This window comes from uncultured Streptococcus sp., assembly GCF_963545685.1.
In the GTDB taxonomy this organism is placed as follows: domain Bacteria; phylum Bacillota; class Bacilli; order Lactobacillales; family Streptococcaceae; genus Streptococcus.
Map to the genome: position 1 here is coordinate 1 of NZ_CAUUKN010000031.1, position 19,147 is coordinate 19,147.

Sequence of the window (19,147 nt, forward strand, 5' to 3'; positions counted from 1 at the left end):
AAAGCTCTATAATCTCTACGGTGGTTTTACCCACTACAGAAATTATAGAGCCATATAATGGAGGTACTTTTTTGCCCCCTATTTCCCATTGTCAGTAAGCTCTTGAACTAGGCCTTTTTGTCAATTAGTCCAAAATTTGATAGAATAAACCCTGTATACTTTTATTTGAGAGGTCCTTATGACCAAATTTAATTTTTTCTTAGTGGTGGAGGCCCTTCTTTTGACTCTGGGCTTAATCACCATCTTTAATAATGATATTACCAGTTTTATTTTCATATTGGTCTTGACCTTGTTGGCGGTTCGCTTTTTTAACAAGGAGTCCAAGAGCGACTTTGTCTTGACAATCTGTTTGATTTCACTTTTTTTGGTTTCCATGTGGAATATCTATGTGGTTCTTGCTATCTTAGTGGGTGTGGCCTATGTCATGATTAACCATTTTTCACAGGTCAAGAAAAAGAATCGCTACGCTCTCATTCAATTTAAGGAAGACGACTTGAATCCACAGGCTGTGAGAAATCAGTGGATTGGGACTCGTATGGAACCTGTCAGTGATCGCTATGACTTTGATGATATTAATATTATCCGTTTCTTTGGGACAGATGTAATTGATTTGACCCAGGTTATCGTTTCAGGTCGAGAGAATGTTGTCATTTTGCAGAAACTTTATGGGCCAACGACAATCTTGGTACCAATTGATGTTTCCGTTAAGATGAATATATCAGCTATCTATAGCTCTGTGACCTTCTTTAATGAAGATGAATACGACCTCCGTTACGAAAGCTTGACCTTGCAGGGGGCGGAGTATGAGCATGCCCATCGAACGGTTAAATTGATTCTCAATGTGGGAGCTGGATCAGTGGAGGTGCGTCGTAAATGAAGAAACAGTACCTATTTCTAATCCTAAGTTATTCGGTTGTTGTTTTAGTTGGGGTTACTCTTGTGGTTATGGATAGCTTTAACCTCAACTTTTCACTGGTTTTCGGTAGTATTTCCCAGGTATTTCGCTTCCTTTTTAACATGTTTTTTGTGGTTCTGAGTTTGCTCATTTTGCTGTATATTCTTTGGGCCATTGCTAATGATAATAGTATGCGTTCGGTTAATCAGGACTTGCGTCGTATTATCAATAACCAACCAGTCAAACGTCAGGGAGATATTGAGTTGGACAAGAATATGATGCGTCTATCTCATAAAATGCGTAAATTGACCAAGGATTTGCAAAAAACGGAAAATGCTCAGGCCTTGCAAAGTCGTGATATTATCAAGAAAGAGCGAGGACGCATTGCTCGTGACCTTCACGATACCGTTAGCCAGGAGCTTTTTGCGGCTAGTATGATCCTATCTGGTGTTTCTCAGATGGTGGACCAGCTAAGTAAGGAAGATTTACACAATCAGATTCAGGCAGTCGAGGCCATGCTGACAGATGCTCAAAATGATATGCGTGTCTTGCTTTTGCATCTTCGTCCGACAGAACTTGAGAACAAGACCTTGCAAGAAGGCTTGCAGATGATTCTTAAGGAATTAACCGATAAATCCAATATCCGTGTTGTCTACAAGGATATGGTTAAGAAAGTGCCCAAACGTATTGAAAATAATCTCTTTAGGATTGCCCAAGAGTTTATCTCTAATACCCTTAAACACGCCAAAGCTAGCCAAATAGAGGTTTACCTCTATCAAAATAGTCAGGAAATTCAGTTGAAAATGCTAGATAATGGTGTTGGTTATGATTTGAATGCCTCGACTGACGAGATGAGTTATGGGCTGAAAAATATCCAAGAGCGTGTTGATGAAATGGCGGGAACCGTGCAGTTCCTATCAGCTAAAGGTAAAGGGACGTCTATTGATGTTCGTGTGCCAATATTAAGAGGAGAAGACAATGTCGAATAAGATTAATGTGATTTTGGTAGATGACCATGAAATGGTTCGTTTAGGTCTTAAGAGTTTCTTGAATCTCCAAGGAGATGTCGAAGTGGTTGGAGAAGCGAGCAATGGCCGAGAAGGTGTTGACCTTGCCCTGGAGCTGCGTCCAGATGTCGTCGTTATGGACCTTGTTATGCCTGAGCTAGATGGTGTTCAGGCGACTTTGGAATTGCTCAAAGAATGGCCTGAAGCTAAGATTCTAGTTTTGACCAGCTATTTGGACAATGAAAAAATTTATCCAGTCATTGAAGCAGGTGCTAAAGGCTATATGCTCAAAACAAGTAGTGCAGCAGAAATTCTTAATAGTATCCGTAAGGTTTACCGTGGAGAGGAAGCTATCGAAACTGAGGTAGATAATAAGATAAAGTACCATGATAGTCACCCGGACTTACACGATGACTTGACCGCGCGTGAACGTGATATCTTAGCACTCTTGGCAAAGGGCTATGACAATCAAACCATTGCTAACGAACTCTTTATTTCTTTAAAAACTGTCAAGACCCATGTGTCTAATATCCTTGGGAAACTAAATGTTGATGACCGTACTCAGGCTGTAGTTTATGCCTTTAGACATCATCTGGTTTCACAGGATGATGAATAAATCTATTTTAGGAGTTGGAAAAGGTTAATGATGGCTGTGCAAATCATCTCTTATTTTGCGAGTCAAAGTTTTTGACTTTATTTCTAGCAAAACATATAATTGAATCATCCTAAAACTTTTCTTTTTTCATATGAGGTTGCTTCAACCTCGAATCATCACTCTAAGGTCACTTAGATGATGAAATCTCCTAACTCCTAGCAATCGGTTATGCCGGTTGCTTTTTTTTTGAAAAAAGTTAAGAAAGGTATTGACAGTCTCCTAGTTTTTCTGTAGAATAATAAGAGTCTTTTGGGGTATAGCCAAGCGGTAAGGCAAGGGACTTTGACTCCCTCATGCGTTGGTTCGAATCCAGCTACCCCAGTTCTATCTGAGGGTAGAGACACAGATTATGGTCCGTTGGTCAAGGGGTTAAGACACCGCCTTTTCACGGCGGTAACACGGGTTCGAATCCCGTACGGACTATAAGCACCAGCTAGAGAAAGCTGGTTTTTTTGTGTCCTTTTTGATAAAATAGAGGGGTTGACTGGCCTAAGCCAGACATTTTATATCGCTTTAAAATAAAGACTAACAAGAATCTAACCTGGTTTAAAATGCGCGTTTTGAGATGGTCGTTAAAGGCTAGCTGATAATTCGTTGACTCATGGTTTGATTTGAATAAGAAATAATAAGGAAGTTAAATGGCATACTATAACGTTGGAAAGATTGTGAATACACAGGGCTTGCAGGGTGAACTTCGTGTTTTGTCTGTAACAGATTTTGCGGACGAACGTTTTAAGAAGAAGAGTGTCCTAGCCCTTTTTGATGACAAAGATAATTACATCATGGATGTTGAGATTGCGAGTCACCGTAAGCATAAGAACTTTGATATCGTTAAGTTTAAAGGCCTTTACCATATCAATGATGTGGAGAAGTATAAGGGCTGTAGCCTCAAGATTGCTGAGGAAAATCTAACAGATCTTGATGACGGTGAATTTTACTATCATGAAATCATTGGTCTTGATGTTTATGAGGGTAATACGCTAATCGGTCAGGTTAAAGAGATTCTCCAACCGGGTGCTAATGATGTTTGGGTAGTGAAACGTAAAGGTAAAAAGGACCTGCTCTTGCCATATATCCCGCCAGTGGTTCTTGATGTTGACGTTGCAGCTGGTCGTATTGAGGTTGAGCTCATGGAAGGATTAGACGATGAAGATTGATATCTTGACGCTATTTCCAGATATGTTTGCTCCTTTGGAGCACTCCATTGTTGGTAAGGCGAAGGACAAGGGCCTCCTGGAAATCAACTATCACAATTTCCGTGAAAATGCGGAGAAGGCACGTCATGTAGATGATGAACCCTATGGTGGTGGGCAAGGCATGTTGTTACGTGCTCAGCCAATTTTTGATACCTTTGATAAATTAAATGTGACTAAGCCTCGCGTTATTCTCCTAGATCCTGCAGGTCGGACCTTCGACCAGGCTTATGCTGAGGAATTGGCGCAAGAAGAGGAGTTGGTATTTATCTGTGGCCATTACGAGGGCTATGATGAGCGTATCAAAACTTTAGTGACTGACGAAATCTCACTAGGAGACTTTGTCTTGACTGGTGGAGAGCTAGCTGCTATGACTATTGTTGATGCTACAGTCCGCTTGATTCCTGAGGTTTTAGGCAAGGAAGCCAGTCACAAGGATGATAGTTTCTCATCAGGTCTTTTGGAGTTCCCACAGTACACTCGCCCAGCTGAATTTCGTGGTATGAAGGTGCCAGATGTACTCTTGTCGGGTCACCATGTTAATATTCGACGTTGGCGCATGGAGCAGAGTTTGCGAAAGACTTGGGAGCGTCGACCTGACCTCTTGGAAAACTATGACTTTACAGACGAAGAACGTCAGATTTTAGACGAGATAAAAAAAGAAGGAAAATAAAATGTCAGAAGAAAAGATATACGATATTACTATTATCGGTGGTGGACCAGTAGGCCTTTGGGCTGCCTTTTATGCCGGCCTACGTGGCATGACTGTTAATATTATCGAGAGTTTGTCAGAGCTTGGTGGTCAGCCAGCCATTCTCTACCCTGAGAAGAAAATCTACGATATCCCAGCCTTTCCTCAGACGACAGGTGTCGAATTGACAGAAAGTCTCTTGGTCCAACTTAAGCGTTTTGAGGACCGTGTCGATATTCACTTGAAAGAGGAAGTTCAAACCTTTGAAAAAACAGATGGTATCTTCACGATAACGACTAGTAAGGGTCAACACTTGTCTAAGGCTATCGTCATTGCTTGTGGAAATGGTGCTTTTGCTCCGCGTCCTTTGGGTGTGGACAATGAAGAAGATTATGCGGATAATAACTTGTTCTATAATGTGCATAGTCTGGACCAATTTGCTGGCAAGAAGGTTGTGATTGCTGGTGGTGGTGATTCAGCCGTTGACTGGGCCAATCACTTGGACGGTATTGCTGAGAGCGTGACCTTGATTCACCGTCGTGATGCCTTTCGTGCCCATGAGCATAGTGTGGAGCTTCTTCATCAATCATCAGTTAGTGTGATGACACCTTATGTGCCCCTCGAAATTAAGGGTGAAAATGGTCTTGCTCAAAGCTTGACTGTTCAGAAAGTTAAGTCAGACGAAGTTGTAGAATTGCCACTCGATGCTCTCATTGTTAGCTTTGGTTTCTCTACTAATAACAAGAATCTTCGTAACTGGAATGTCGACTACAAACGCTCTAGTATTACTGTTAATGCTCAGTTTGAAACCTCACAAGAAGGTGTCTATGCCATTGGTGATGCGGCAGAATATGACGGTAAGATTGATTTGATTGCAGTTGGTATGGGTGAAGCTCCTATTGCTATCAACCAAGCTATTCAATATATTGATCCAGACGGCAAGAATCGTCCGGTTCACTCAACATCATTAATTGAAGAATAACTTAAAAAGAAGAGATTAGTCACTCAAAGTGAGCAAACAAGGAGATTTTCTACTATCACCTAAGGAAAGTCTCAAAAGAAGACCTTGTCTTCAATCTTAGGAGAGACTCGTCTCTCTTTTTTCATGTCTAAAAACATGGTATAATACATTTATGGCTACAACGAAAAAAACGAAAAAAGGGGCGGCTTCTAAAAGTGGTAAGAAGCGTCTTACAAAAGCAGAATTAGACAGACAGAAGGCGATTAAGCGAATGCTATGGACCTTCTTTTTTGCCTTTGTCTTAATTTTCCCAGTCTTTCGATTGGGTTTCTTTGGGATTACGATCTATAATCTCTTTCGAGTTTTCGTGGGGAGTATGGCTTATCCCTTGATTTTTGCCATCTATGTCTATCTCTTTGGTTTTAAATGGTTACGGAAACATAGTAACTACGTGACTGGATTTTGGATGATCTTTGTAGGTCTCCTGCTAGAGTTTCACGCCTATCTCTTTAGTCTAGATCGCATGGATGGTCTGGATATTTTTCCTGGGACTAAGGATTTGCTTTTTGGAGATTTGGTGAGTGTTCAAGTAGCTCGTTTTGCGGGTGGCGGTATGTTGGGTGCTCTCTTGTACAAGCCTATCTCCTTCCTCTTTTCAAATATTGGTAGCTTCATGATTGGGTGCTTGATTATTCTATTGGGTGCTTTTATTCTTAGTCCTTGGGATATTTTAGATATCATGGATTATGCAAAAGGCGTCTGGCAGAGAGGTGCCGATAAGCGTTTGGAACGAACGGCCAAACGTCTGGAGAAGAAGGCGGAACGTCAGGCTCAGAAAGAGCGTGAAGCAGAGGAACGTGCTGAGGAAGAGCGTCTGTCCGATTTGACTGTCGACGAGGAGACGGGTGAAATCTTGGATGATGCAGCAGACGAGTTGCCTCAAGAAACCGAGATTTTTGCCCCTGAGCCCGAAATCAGTGATTATGCCTCTGAGGATTACTATGATAATCTGCCTCCAGAGGATTATGAGGATTTCCAAGATAGTTATGCTCCCTATCCTGAGGAATTGCCAGCCGAAGAATTTCCACCATCTATGGTGGTTGAGGGAGATGATGCTCCTGTTGAGGTTGATTTTACACCGAAGGAGCTTCTACAGTACAAACTTCCTAATATAGATCTCTTTGCACCTGATAAGCCAAAGAGTCAATCTAAAGAGAAAAACATCGTTCGTAAGAATATTCGAATCTTAGAAGATACCTTCAAGAGTTTCAACATTGATGTCAAGGTTGAGCGGGCTGAGATTGGACCATCTGTAACCAAGTACGAGGTCAAGCCTGCTGTTGGGGTCCGAGTCAATCGTATTTCCAATTTAGCGGATGACTTGGCTCTAGCTCTTGCTGCAAAAGATGTCCGTATTGAAGCGCCTATTCCTGGAAAATCTTTAGTTGGTATCGAAGTTCCTAACTCAGAGATTGCGACGGTTTCTTTCCGTGAACTTTGGGAACAGTCTAAGACGGATCCTAATAAGCTCTTGGAAGTCCCTCTTGGTAAGGCTGTTGATGGTTCGGCTCGTAGTTTTGACCTAGGTCGGATGCCTCACTTGTTAGTGGCTGGATCAACTGGTTCTGGTAAATCTGTTGCGGTTAATGGAATCATCTCTAGTATTCTTATGAAGGCTCGTCCAGACCAGGTTAAGTTCCTTATGGTCGATCCTAAGATGGTTGAACTTTCTGTTTACAACGATATTCCCCATCTCCTTATCCCTGTGGTGACCAACCCACGTAAGGCGGCCAAGGCTCTTCAAAAAGTGGTCGATGAGATGGAAAACCGTTACGAACTCTTTAGTAAGTTTGGCGTGCGTAACATCGCTGGCTACAATGCCAAGGTTGAAGACTGGAATGCCCAGTCGCAAGAGAAACAGATTCCCTTGCCTTTAATTGTGGTTATTGTTGATGAGTTGGCTGACTTGATGATGGTGGCCAGTAAGGAAGTGGAAGACGCCATTATCCGTCTGGGACAAAAGGCACGTGCGGCTGGAATTCACATGATTCTTGCAACCCAGCGTCCATCGGTTGATGTTATCTCCGGTTTAATCAAGGCCAATGTGCCATCTCGTGTGGCCTTTGCTGTGTCTTCTGGAACAGATAGTCGTACCATTTTAGATGAAAATGGGGCAGAAAAACTACTCGGACGTGGGGATATGCTTTTCAAACCGATTGATGAGAATCACCCTGTTCGTTTGCAAGGTTCCTTCATTTCAGATGATGACGTGGAACGTATTGTGACCTTTATTAAGGACCAGGCTTCAGCTGACTATGACGAGAGCTTTGATCCTGGTGAAGTTTCAGAGAATGATTTTGGTGGAGGTTCATCCACTAATGGTGGTAGTTCGGAAGGAGATCCTCTCTTTGAAGAAGCTAAGGCCTTGGTATTGGAAACACAAAAAGCTAGTGCATCCATGATTCAACGTCGTCTGTCGGTTGGATTCAACCGTGCGACTCGTTTGATGGAGGAACTGGAAGAAGCCGGAGTGATTGGACCGGCTGAAGGCACCAAGCCACGTAAGGTTTTGATGACTCAAGAGTGATGATGGGAAAAGTACTACCCACCATTTACATATATTTCAAAAATAAGAAGAGAATGAGGAAGTTAATGTTTCGACGCTAATTTTTCTCATTCTTTTTTATGTTCAAAATAAACCAAAAAATTGCAAAATATTCCATAAGAACGCTTACAAAACGAACGTTTTTTGCTATAATAAAAGAAAAGTGAGTAATAAAGACTTAAGGAGTTTTAAATGGACAACTTATTAACCGTTCATTTTCATAGTATGCATGGCGACTATTCCAGATACAGTATGTGGACGTGGCTAGATGGTTACTGGGGCAAAGAAGCCCATTTTTCTCGTAAGGATGATTTTGGACTGGTGGGGCAGCTCGCCTTTCCGGCTAATCGTTTTATTGACTCTGTTAATCTCTTGGTTAAGACGGAAGATTGGTCAAAGCAGACACATGATTATCGTATCAGACGTTTCTTAGGGGATGCCCCGAATGCTATTTGGGTGGTTGAAGGAGACCCGACTGTTTATTATTCTAAACAGGCCGCTTTAACTAGTCATAGTTTTGAAGGACGTGATCAGCATGCCTTTGATGTGGCTCTTCGTAGACAGGAATTCGACCAAAAATGGGGCTTTCAAGGTTGGTTAGGTCATAAGTATGAAAAAGGTTCCACAGAGTTTCGCCTTTGGGCACCACTAGCTCGTCGTGTGCAGCTACTACTTTTTAAAAAGGGTAGTAAAAAAGCTAAGGTGATTAAGATGAGCCGAGGAACTAGTGTGAATAAGGATCGCCACGAGATGAATACACACGGTGTTTGGAGCGTCTCTGTCCCTGGGAATTTGGATGGGTTCGCCTATCAGTTTCGTGTCTACCATGAAGAGAGTTTCTATCAAGATACTAGAGATCCATATAGCATCGCCCTTAGCTTAAATAATAAAAAGAGCTTGGTGGTCAACCCTGAGCGTTTGATTCCTAAGGGGTATCAGAAGGTTACAAGACAAGAGGCTAACTGGCGGAATGCCAATGCCTGCTCATCTGTTATCTGTGAGATGCATCTACGAGACTTCTCAATCTCAGAAACATCTGGTGTTAAGAAGGCATATAGAGGGACTTACCTAGGTGCCTGCCAGAAAGGAACTAAAAATGCCCAAGGAGATGTAACTGGTTTTGATTATATCAAACGCATGGGTTATAACTATGTTCAGTTACAGCCGGTCTTTGATCATCACAAGACCTACGATAAGAATGGTAAGCTTCTCTATAACTGGGGATATGATCCTGAAAATTACAATGTTCCAGATCGTCAGTTTGCGGCCAATCAAAAAAATCTCTTGGCACCAATTTTGGAGCTTAAGCAGATGATTCAGGCCTACCACGAGGCGGGTATTGGGGTCATCATGGATGTGGTTTATAACCACACCTATTCGTCATATAGTTCGCCTTTCCAACTGGCAGTACCAGCTTATTATTACCGTATGCATGACAATGGTTCATTCCAAGATGGGTCAGGTTGTGGGAACGAAACAGCCAGTGAGAAAGAAATGTACCGCAAGTATATGATTGATTCTTTGACCTATTGGGCAGAAGAATTTGGAGTGGATGGTTTCCGTTTTGACCTTATGGGCTTGCATGACGTTGCTACTATGAATGCCATTCGTTCAGCCATGGATGATATAGATCCTAGAATCCTTATTTACGGTGAAGGATGGGACATGGGAATTGGACTTCCTGTGGACCAAAAGGCCAAGAAAGATAACGCAGCTTTGATGCCTAGAATCGGATTTTTCAATGACAATGCGCGTGATGCTGTTAAAGGGGCAGAAGTCTATGGACACATCAGTAATGGTTATGTGTCCGGAGCTCCTTTAGAAGACAAAATTGCTAAGAGTTTACTTGGTAGCCGTGGCTTTGTAAACTACCTCATGCCGGGTCAGGTTCTCAACTATATTGAAGCTCATGACAACTTCAATTTGAATGATCTTATGCATCATCTGCATCCACATGATGCGCCAGAGGATATTGAAAAACGTATTTACCTGGCTAACGCCCTTAATCTGACTATGCAAGGAATGTGTTTCATGCAATTAGGACAAGAATTCCAGCGTACTAAGATGGTTGCAACAGGCGAAGATGGAAATTATACAGAAGCAGATCTTAAGCGTGCTATGAATAGCTACAATGCCCCTGATGAGGTAAATCGAGTGGATTGGAATCAGGTGACTCTTAAGAAAGAGTTAATTGATAAAATTGCAAAATTAATTGAACGCAAACAAACAGTAGCAGAATTTTCATATCATTCGTATGCGGATATATATGATAATCTCTACGTGACTAAGGCAGACTATGATTCAGGTATCGTGGAACTACATATCTCTGGAAAACTGGGTGAGACCTTGGTATTCGATAATATGAAAAAAGATTTGGAGATTTACTGACAAGGTAGTAAAAAAATGTTATAATACAGTAAACGCTTACACAAGCGGGTTTGTACGCTTGTAAGCCCTACTATCATAAAGGGTTTTCTGGTGTGTTTACATATACTATTTTCAATGTTTTGGTGTCTTGATATCCCCTATCAAGACTAGTTTAAGAAAGGAGTGATGGTATGAATCTCGATGAAGCCATGTACACGTTTGGAACAGGTGAGAACTTCCATCTTCAGAATTATCTGGGTGTGCATGAATTGGAGGGTGAAGAAGGATTTGTCTTCCGTGTGTGGGCCCCTCATGCTGAGCAGATTCAGGTAATCGGAGATTTCACAGGTTGGTTTGATGAACCTCTGGATATGACTAGAAACCATATCGGCGTTTGGGAGGCGACTTCAGCTCTCCCTGAAGAAGGACAACTTTATAAGTTCTTGGTAAAACGTAAGGGTGGTCAAGTAGTTGAAAAGATGGATCCTTTTGCTACTTATTTGGAACCACGTCCAGGAACAGGAGCTGTCATTCGTAAGAAGAAAGCTAAGAAGTGGAAAGATGGCCTTTGGATGGGGCGTCGCAAACGCTTTGGCTTCCAAAAACGTCCGGTAAATATCTATGAAGTTCATGCATCGTCTTGGAAACTAAAAGAGGATGGTCAGCCTTATACTTTCAAGGAATTGAAAGAGGAGTTGATACCATATTTAGTTAAGATGAACTATACCCACGTGGAATTCATGCCACTCATGGCTCACCCGTTAGGGATGAGTTGGGGTTACCAGCTCATGGGTTACTTTGCTTTTGAGCATACTTATGGTACACCAGAAGAGTTTCAGGATTTTGTTGAAGCTTGTCACCAGAATAATATCGGTGTCTTAGTGGACTGGGTTCCAGGTCACTATACACAAAATGACGATGCTTTGGCCTACTTCGATGGCACACCAACCTTTGAATATCAAGATCACGATCGAGCTCATAATTATCGTTGGGGAGCCTTGAACTTTGACTTAGGAAAAAATCAAGTACAGTCTTTCCTTATTTCAAGTGCTCTTTATTGGATTGAGAATTATCATATCGATGGTATCCGAGTGGATGCAGTTTCTAACATGCTCTATTTGGACTATGATGAGGGTCCATGGATGCCAAACAAGGATGGAGGTAACCGTAACTTGGAAGGTTATGGCTTCCTTCAAAAACTCAATCGTGAAATTAAAAATCGATATCCAGATGTCATGATGATCGCGGAAGAATCAACTGCGGCAACGCCTATCACACAACCTATTGAAGAAGGTGGTCTAGGCTTTGATTTCAAATGGAATATGGGCTGGATGAACGATATCCTCAGATTCTACGAGGAGGACCCTGTTTACCGTCAGTATGATTTCAATCTGATGACTTTCAGTTTCATGTATTGCTTCAATGAAAACTATGTTCTACCATTCTCACACGATGAGGTGGTACATGGTAAGAAGAGTATGATGCATAAGATGTGGGGTGACCGCTACAATCAGTTTGCTGGTCTTCGTAACCTCTATGCTTATCAACTCTGTCACCCAGGTAAGAAATTGCTCTTCATGGGATCTGAATTTGGTCAATTCTTAGAGTGGAAGTATGATTACCAACTTGAATGGGGTAATCTTGAAGATGAGATGAACCAGAAGATGCAGGCCTTTACTAGCCATATGAATGCTTTCTATAAGGACCACAAGTCTCTCTGGCAGATTGATGATTCTTATGATGGTATTGAGATTATTGATGCGGATAACCGTGCCGAAAGTGTTCTTTCCTTTATCCGTAAGGATGATAAAGGTGACAAGGGCGATATCCTAGTCTGTGTCTTCAACCTTGCTCCAGTGGAACGTCCAGACTTCACTATTGGCTTGCCAATTGCCGGTATCTACCAAGAAGTTCTTAACACTGAGATGGAAGAGTTCGGTGGTGTCTGGAAGGAAGGAAATCCTGATACCCGTACCCAAAAAGCGAAGTGGAAGGATTATGAAAATACTCTTAGCTTTACATTGCCAGCTCTTGGAGCAAGTATCTGGCGTGTGAAACGTCGCTTGAAATAAGGGTAGACTTAAACGTGTACACGATTTGTTTTTCAGGGGTAATAGCAAGGAAGTCACGGTTGAAAGAAGCTTTCTGGCGGCCGAACTATTGCCACACTGAGAAACTCACTTTAATTGTCATAATCAGTTTCGACTGATTATCTCACATCCTTTTGAGGATGGAACTAAAAATCATGAGGAGGACTATTCATGAAGAATGAAATGTTGGCTTTGATTCTTGCTGGTGGGCAAGGAACTCGTCTTGGAAAATTGACCCAAAGTATTGCAAAACCAGCTGTTCAGTTTGGTGGACGCTACCGTATTATTGACTTTGGTTTGTCAAACTGTGCCAATTCAGGAATTAACAATGTAGGTGTCATTACACAGTATCAACCACTTGCTTTGAATAATCATATTGGTAATGGTTCAAGTTGGGGCTTGGATGGTGTTAACTCTGGTGTATCAATTCTTCAACCTTACTCAGCTAGTGAAGGTAATCGTTGGTTTGAAGGTACTAGCCACGCTATTTACCAAAACATTGACTATATCGATAGCATCAATCCTGAATATGTTTTGATTTTGTCTGGTGACCATATTTACAAGATGGACTATGACGATATGCTCCAATCTCACAAAGATAACAACGCAAGTCTTACTGTAGCCGTTCTTGATGTGCCACTTAAAGAAGCTAGCCGTTTCGGTATCATGAACACTGATGCTAATAACCGTATTGTTGAGTTTGAAGAAAAACCTGAAAATCCTAAATCTACCAAAGCATCAATGGGTATTTACATCTTTGACTGGAAACGTCTTCGCAATATGTTAGTTTCTGCTGAAAAGAACTCAGTTGATATGTCAGACTTTGGTAAGAACGTTATCCCAGCTTATCTTGAAACAGGTGAAAGCGTCTTTGCTTATGAATTTGAAGGCTATTGGAAAGACGTCGGTACTATCGAATCCCTTTGGGAAGCAAACATGGAGTACATTTCTCCTGAAAATGCCTTGGATAGTCGTAACCGTCAATGGAAAATTTACTCACGTAACGTGATTGCTCCACCAAACTCCTTTGGGGAACATGCTCATGTTGAAGATTCACTCGTTGTTGATGGATGTTTGGTTGATGGAACTGTTAAACATTCTGTTCTTTCAACAAGTGCACAAATTCGTGAAGGTGCAGTCGTTGAAGATTCTGTGATTATGAGTGGTGCAATTATTGGTAAAGGTGCAAAAATTAAACGTGCTATTATCGGTGAAGGTGCACACGTTTCAGAAGGTGTGGAAATTGACGGTACAGAAGAAGTGCAAGTCGTAGGATACAATGAAGTAGTGGGGGTACCAAAAGATGAAGATTGATAAATATTCTGCAATTCTAGGAAATACCGTAGGGTTCCATGACATGGATGGTTTGACTGATCAACGTCCTATTGCTACCCTACCATTTGGCGGAAAATATCGCCTCATCGACTTCCCGTTGTCTAATTTGGCTAATGCTGGTATCCGTAGCGTCTTCGGAATCTTCCAAAACGAAAACATCAGTTCTGTCTTCGACCATATTCGTTCAGGTCGTGAGTGGGGCTTGTCTACTCTCCTCAGCCACTACTATCTTGGTATCTACAATACTCCAGTTGAGAATTCAACTGTTGATAAAGCATACTATTGTCAAATTTTGACTTACCTTAAACGTTCAGGCTCAGACCAGACTGTAGCACTTAACAGTGATGTTTTGGTCAACATTGATCTTAACCAAGTTTTCCACCTCCACAATACAACAAATGCAAAAGTTACTGTGGTCTACAAAAAACTTTCTAAAGAACTCATTTCAGATGTAAACAGCATTTTTGACATTGATGTATCTGACAGAGTACTTAGCCATAAGCTCTTCCAGGGTGGAGATAAAGAAACTTACAATATGTCTACAGACATCTTTGTTGTGGATACACCATTCTTGATTGAAAAATTGGAAGAAGAAGCAGCTAAAGAAGAACCACGTAAGCTTCGTTATGTACTTCGTGATTTGGCAGTTGCTGAAAATGCTTTTGCTTACGAGTACACTGGTTACCTTTCAAATATCCACTCAGTGAAAGCCTACTTTGATGCTAACTTGGATATGTTGGAATCACAAAAATTCTATTCACTTTTTGCACCAAACCAAAAAGTTTATACAAAAGTTAAAAATGAAGAGCCAACATACTATGCAGCCTCTTCTGACGTTAAGCTTTCACAATTTGCATCTGGTTCGATTGTACGAGGCAAAGTTACGAACTCAGTGATTTCACGTAATGTTGACTTGTCTGAAGGTTCTAGTGTGAGCCATTCAATTATCTTCCCACGTGTTAAAGTTGCCAAAGGCGCAACAGTTGAATATGCTATTGTGGATAAAGGTGTTGAAATCGCTGAAGGTGTTACGATTCGCGGTACAGAAAACAACCCAGTTATCATCAAAAAAGGTAGCGTTGTAACAGAGGATATTGTACGATGAAAATTTTATTTGTAGCAGCAGAGGGTGCACCTTTCGCTAAAACTGGCGGCTTGGGTGACGTTATCGGTGCTCTTCCTAAATCTCTAGTCAAAAATGGTCATGAAGTTGCCGTAATTCTCCCATATTATGATGTGGTTTCGGCTAAATTTGGCGATCAGGTTGAAGACCTTGGCTTCTTCTATACAAATGTTGGTTGGCGTCGTCAATATGTCGGCATCAAGAAAATTGTCCGTGATGGTGTGACCTTCTTCTTCATTGATAATGAGCAGTATTTCAACCGCGGTACGGTATACGGTGAGTGGGATGATGGTGAGCGTTTTGGCTTCTTCCAAATGGCTGCCCTTGAGTTGATGGAAAAAGTGGACTTTATTCCAGATATTCTCCATGTTCATGACTACCACACAGCCATGATTCCATTCCTTCTTAAGGAAAAATACCATTGGATTCAAGCTTACCAAGGTATTAGAACAGTCTTCACTATCCATAATATTGAGTTCCAAGGTCAATTTGACAGTGGTATGCTTTGGGAAATCTTCGGTGTTGGTTACGAGCGTTATGCAGACGGTACGCTCCGTTGGAATGACTGCCTCAACTGGATGAAAGCAGCCGTTCTTTACGCAGATCGTGTAACAACAGTTTCTCCATCTTATGCTGGTGAAATTAAAACACCTGAATTTGGTAAAGGTCTTGATCAAATCATGCGCATGGAATCTGGTAAGTTGTCTGGTATTGTTAATGGTATCGATACGGACCTCCTTGATCCAGAAACAGATGCTCACATTCCTTATCATTTCTCAGTGGATGATTTGTCAGGTAAAGCCAAAGACAAGGCAGCTCTTCAAGAGCGTGTTGGTCTCCCAGTTCGAGAAGATGTTCCATTGATTGGTATTGTGTCACGTTTGACGGACCAAAAAGGTTTTGATTTGGTGGTTAACGAACTTCACAATATCTTGCAACATGATGTTCAGATTGTTCTTTTGGGTACTGGCTACAGTGACTACGAGAATTCTTTCTCTTGGTTTGGCCATGCTTATCCAGAGAAAATGTCTGCCAACATTACCTTCAACCTAGAGTTGGCTCAACAAATTTATGCTGGTTGTGACATTTTCCTCATGCCTTCAGCCTTTGAACCATGTGGGCTCTCACAAATGATGTCTATGCGTTATGGTACCTTGCCAGTGGTTAGTGAGGTTGGTGGTCTTCGTGACACCGTTGAACCTTACAACCCTGTAACGGAATCAGGTACAGGCTTCTCATTCGGTAACTTCTCAGGTTACTGGATGGTTCAAACCCTTGAAAAAGCTCTCGATGTTTACGAAAAAAATGCTGATGCTTGGAAACAACTCCAGCACAATGCTATGACTCGTGACTTCTCATGGGATACAGCAAGTTTGGCATATGTTGATTTGTACAAACAATTAGTATAATCCAAGGATAACTTTTCTCGCAAGGGAAAAGTTATCTTCATGTAAAGAGTTTGAAAACGCTTCAACATCAATTAGAAAAAGCCAAAATAGTCGCTCCAAATCTTGCTACTAAAGCAAATGAAAGAGATGCTATCTAGGAGTATGATTCTCATTATGTTATAATTAATTTAACTGTTTTGACAGTTTTGTAAATCAAGATGCAGAAACTGAGGTTCCTAATCTTGATTGGCAAGGTTTGGAAGTTTTAAAGAAATTTCCAATTCCCCCTTATTCCGATATTCACTCTATAAGATGTGTATCAAAGGTATAGAAGTATAAGAAAGGATTTCTATGCAACTCGAAAATTTAACAAAAGAACAATTTATCCGTGATTTTAAGGACATGCTCCACCAAGAACAGTTGATTAGAGTGGCTAAGGCTACACCAACTGAAATTTTCACAGCCTTGGCTGGTTTGATCCGTAAGTATTATACTGACACATGGATTGAACGTAACCATGCGCTTTCAGACAATCAAGAAAAGATTGCTTTCTACTTCTCAATCGAGTTCCTTCCAGGACGTATGTTGGAAACCAACCTCCTCAACCTTGGTATTCTTGACCTTGTTAAAGAAGGTTTTGCAGAACTTGACATCGACTTCCGCGAAGTAGTAGAAGCTGAGCATGACATGGCACTTGGTAATGGTGGTCTTGGTCGTTTGGCTGCTGCCTTCATGGATTCACTTGCAACTACTGGTTACCCAGGTTTTGGTAATGGTCTACGTTACCGTTATGGACTTTTCAAACAACGTATTGTTGATGGTTATCAAGTTGAATTGCCAGATGGTTGGTTTGGCTCAACAGGAAATGTTTGGGAAACACGTAAAGACCATGATATCGTTCATGTAAAACTCTTCGGTGATGTTGTCCTTGAAAGTAATGAAGAAGGTCGCTTCGTCCCAACTTATAAGAACGCTCAAGTTCTTCGCGCTGTTCCTTACGATGTACCACAAATTGGTTTCCAAAATGGCGTGATCAACAATCTTCGTCTTTGGGATGTTGAAATTCCTGAAGAGTATGAATTGGACTACCCAACTTTGGAAGATCGCCGTCGTGTGAAAGATATTACAGCCATTCTTTATCCAGATGATTCAACGATTGAAGGTAAAGAATTGCGTTTGGTTCAAGAATATTTCATGACAAGTGCAGGTCTCCAAACCATTATCAAATCATACCTCAAGATGGGCTTGCCATTGAAAGATATCCACGAAAAGGTATCTGTTCACATCAATGATACTCACCCTGCGGTTGCACCAGCTGAATTCATGCGTCTCCTCCTTGATGAATACGGTCTTTCATGGGAAGATGCTTGGAATGCGACTGTTAAGACAATGAGCTACACTAACCACACAATCCTTCAAGAAGCTCTTGAAAAATGGGATCAACAGCTCTTCAAACGTGTTCTTCCACGTGTTTACCAAATCATCTTGGAAATCGACAACCGTTATATAGCTGAAATGGCTGGACATGGTGTTGCTGCAGATGTTATCGAACGCACCCGTATCGTTAAGGATAACCAAGTACATATGGCTAACTTGGCTATCATTGGTGGTCACTCAGTCAATGGGGTTGCCAAACTCCACACAGAGCTTCTTAAAGAAGATACGCTTCACGACTTCTATACTATTTATCCTGAAAAATTCAATAACAAGACAAATGGTATCGTTCCACGTCGTTGGACACAAATTGCAGCTCCTGAACTTTCAGCAGCAATTGATGATGTAATTGGTGATGGATGGCGTAAAGACATCCATGAGCTTGAAAACCTTACCACTTACTTGGATGACAAGACAGTCTTGAACCAGTTCTATCAAGTTAAGAAGGCTGCTAAACAACGTTTGGCAGACTACATCAAGGAAACAACAGGCGTTGAAGTGTCTACAGATGCTATCTTTGACGTTCAGGTTAAACGTCTTCACGCTTACAAACGTCAATTGCTTAACCTCCTTCACATTATCAAACTTTATTGGGATCTTAAAGATAACCCAGATAAAGACATGGTACCACGTGTATTCATCTTTGGTGCCAAAGCTGCGCCTGGCTATCACTTCGCAAAATCAGTTATCAAACTCATCAACGAAGTTGCCAACCTTGTTAACAATGATGAAAGCCTCCAAGGCAAACTTAAAGTAGTCTTCCTAGAAAACTACCGTGTAAGCCTTGCAGAACTTATCATTCCGGCAGCAGATGTCTCTGAACAAATCTCATTGGCTTCTAAAGAAGCATCTGGTACTTCAAACATGAAATTCATGATGACTGGTGCTATTACCTTGGCAACACTTGACGGTGCCAACATTGAAATCAAGGATGAAGTTGGAGATGAGAATGTTGTCATCTTCGGTATGGACAAGGACGAAGTTTATGAACATTATGCACGTCACGATTATTATTCTCGTGCAGTTTATGAAAATAATCCTGTCATTCGTCGTGTTGTTGATACTTTTGTCAACGGTACGATTCCAAATGCTCAGTCTGAAGGTACAGAAATTTATGAAGCACTCATCACCCACAATGATGAATACTTCCTCTTGGAAGACTTCGAAGCTTATGTAGAAGCTCAAGAGAAAATCGATGCACTTTACCGTGATCATGACAAGTGGGCACGTATGAGCTTGGCAAATATTGCTAAATCTCATAAGTTCACTTCAGATGATACGATTACAGAATACGCCAAAGAAATTTGGGAATTGAAAAAATAAGCGATAGCTTATGAATCACAAAAAGAGGCTCCTTGTCAACTGTAGTGGGTGACGAAAAGCTAACATCTAGAGAGGACCGG

The 19,147-nt window shown here is 41.4% G+C and carries 13 protein-coding genes and 2 tRNA genes; all 15 read left to right on the forward strand.

The genetic code is table 11. The features are described from left to right. Window positions 1-178: 178 nt before the first annotated feature. The gene (gene liaF, locus RWZ99_RS06535; protein ID WP_314677209.1) at window positions 179-877 is read left to right on the forward strand and encodes a cell wall-active antibiotics response protein LiaF; all 699 of its coding nucleotides are present in this window, start codon (window positions 179-181) and stop codon (window positions 875-877) included. Then, window positions 874-1,884, forward strand: coding sequence for a sensor histidine kinase (locus RWZ99_RS06540; protein WP_314677210.1), 1,011 nt, complete (start codon window positions 874-876; stop codon window positions 1,882-1,884). Before liaF ends, RWZ99_RS06540 begins: the two co-directional genes overlap by 4 nt. Beyond that, complete coding sequence (locus RWZ99_RS06545) at window positions 1,874-2,518, forward strand: response regulator transcription factor (RefSeq protein ID WP_002891417.1); 645 nt, start codon at window positions 1,874-1,876, stop codon at window positions 2,516-2,518. The genes RWZ99_RS06540 and RWZ99_RS06545 overlap by 11 nt, the downstream gene beginning before the upstream one ends. A gap of 289 nt (window positions 2,519-2,807) precedes the next feature. Next, window positions 2,808-2,879 (forward strand) — tRNA-Gln (locus RWZ99_RS06550). A gap of 29 nt (window positions 2,880-2,908) precedes the next feature. Beyond that, window positions 2,909-2,980: transfer RNA gene (locus RWZ99_RS06555), tRNA-Glu, on the forward strand. Between the two features lie 215 nt (window positions 2,981-3,195). Next, complete coding sequence (gene rimM / locus RWZ99_RS06560; protein WP_314677213.1) at window positions 3,196-3,714, forward strand: ribosome maturation factor RimM; 519 nt, start codon at window positions 3,196-3,198, stop codon at window positions 3,712-3,714. Continuing rightward, window positions 3,704-4,423 carry a tRNA (guanosine(37)-N1)-methyltransferase TrmD gene (trmD, locus tag RWZ99_RS06565; RefSeq protein WP_314677216.1) on the forward strand — a complete coding sequence of 240 codons (720 nt, stop codon included), beginning with the start codon at window positions 3,704-3,706 and terminating at the stop codon, window positions 4,421-4,423. The genes rimM and trmD overlap by 11 nt, the downstream gene beginning before the upstream one ends. Window position 4,424: 1 nt before the next feature. Continuing rightward, complete coding sequence (locus RWZ99_RS06570) at window positions 4,425-5,423, forward strand: NAD(P)/FAD-dependent oxidoreductase (protein WP_314677218.1); 999 nt, start codon at window positions 4,425-4,427, stop codon at window positions 5,421-5,423. A 151-nt stretch (window positions 5,424-5,574) separates the two neighbouring features. After that, entirely contained in the window at window positions 5,575-7,989 is a 2,415-nt protein-coding gene (locus RWZ99_RS06575; protein WP_314677219.1) for a DNA translocase FtsK, read from the forward strand. 210 nt (window positions 7,990-8,199) lie between these two features. Then, entirely contained in the window at window positions 8,200-10,395 is a 2,196-nt protein-coding gene (pulA, locus tag RWZ99_RS06580; RefSeq protein ID WP_314677220.1) for a type I pullulanase, read from the forward strand. A gap of 170 nt (window positions 10,396-10,565) precedes the next feature. Further along, window positions 10,566-12,446: a 1,4-alpha-glucan branching protein GlgB gene (gene glgB, locus RWZ99_RS06585; RefSeq protein WP_314677221.1), complete on the forward strand. Its 1,881-nt coding sequence runs from the start codon at window positions 10,566-10,568 to the stop codon at window positions 12,444-12,446. A gap of 189 nt (window positions 12,447-12,635) precedes the next feature. Beyond that, window positions 12,636-13,778, forward strand: coding sequence for a glucose-1-phosphate adenylyltransferase (locus tag RWZ99_RS06590; protein WP_314677223.1), 1,143 nt, complete (start codon window positions 12,636-12,638; stop codon window positions 13,776-13,778). After that, on the forward strand, window positions 13,768-14,904 hold the full coding sequence (gene glgD / locus RWZ99_RS06595; RefSeq protein WP_314677225.1) for a glucose-1-phosphate adenylyltransferase subunit GlgD: 1,137 nt from the start codon (window positions 13,768-13,770) through the stop codon (window positions 14,902-14,904). Before RWZ99_RS06590 ends, glgD begins: the two co-directional genes overlap by 11 nt. Further along, window positions 14,901-16,331: a glycogen synthase GlgA gene (gene glgA, locus RWZ99_RS06600; RefSeq protein ID WP_314677226.1), complete on the forward strand. Its 1,431-nt coding sequence runs from the start codon at window positions 14,901-14,903 to the stop codon at window positions 16,329-16,331. Before glgD ends, glgA begins: the two co-directional genes overlap by 4 nt. Before the next feature lie 330 nt (window positions 16,332-16,661). After that, entirely contained in the window at window positions 16,662-19,067 is a 2,406-nt protein-coding gene (locus RWZ99_RS06605) for a glycogen/starch/alpha-glucan phosphorylase (RefSeq protein ID WP_314677227.1), read from the forward strand. Window positions 19,068-19,147: the final 80 nt, after the last annotated feature.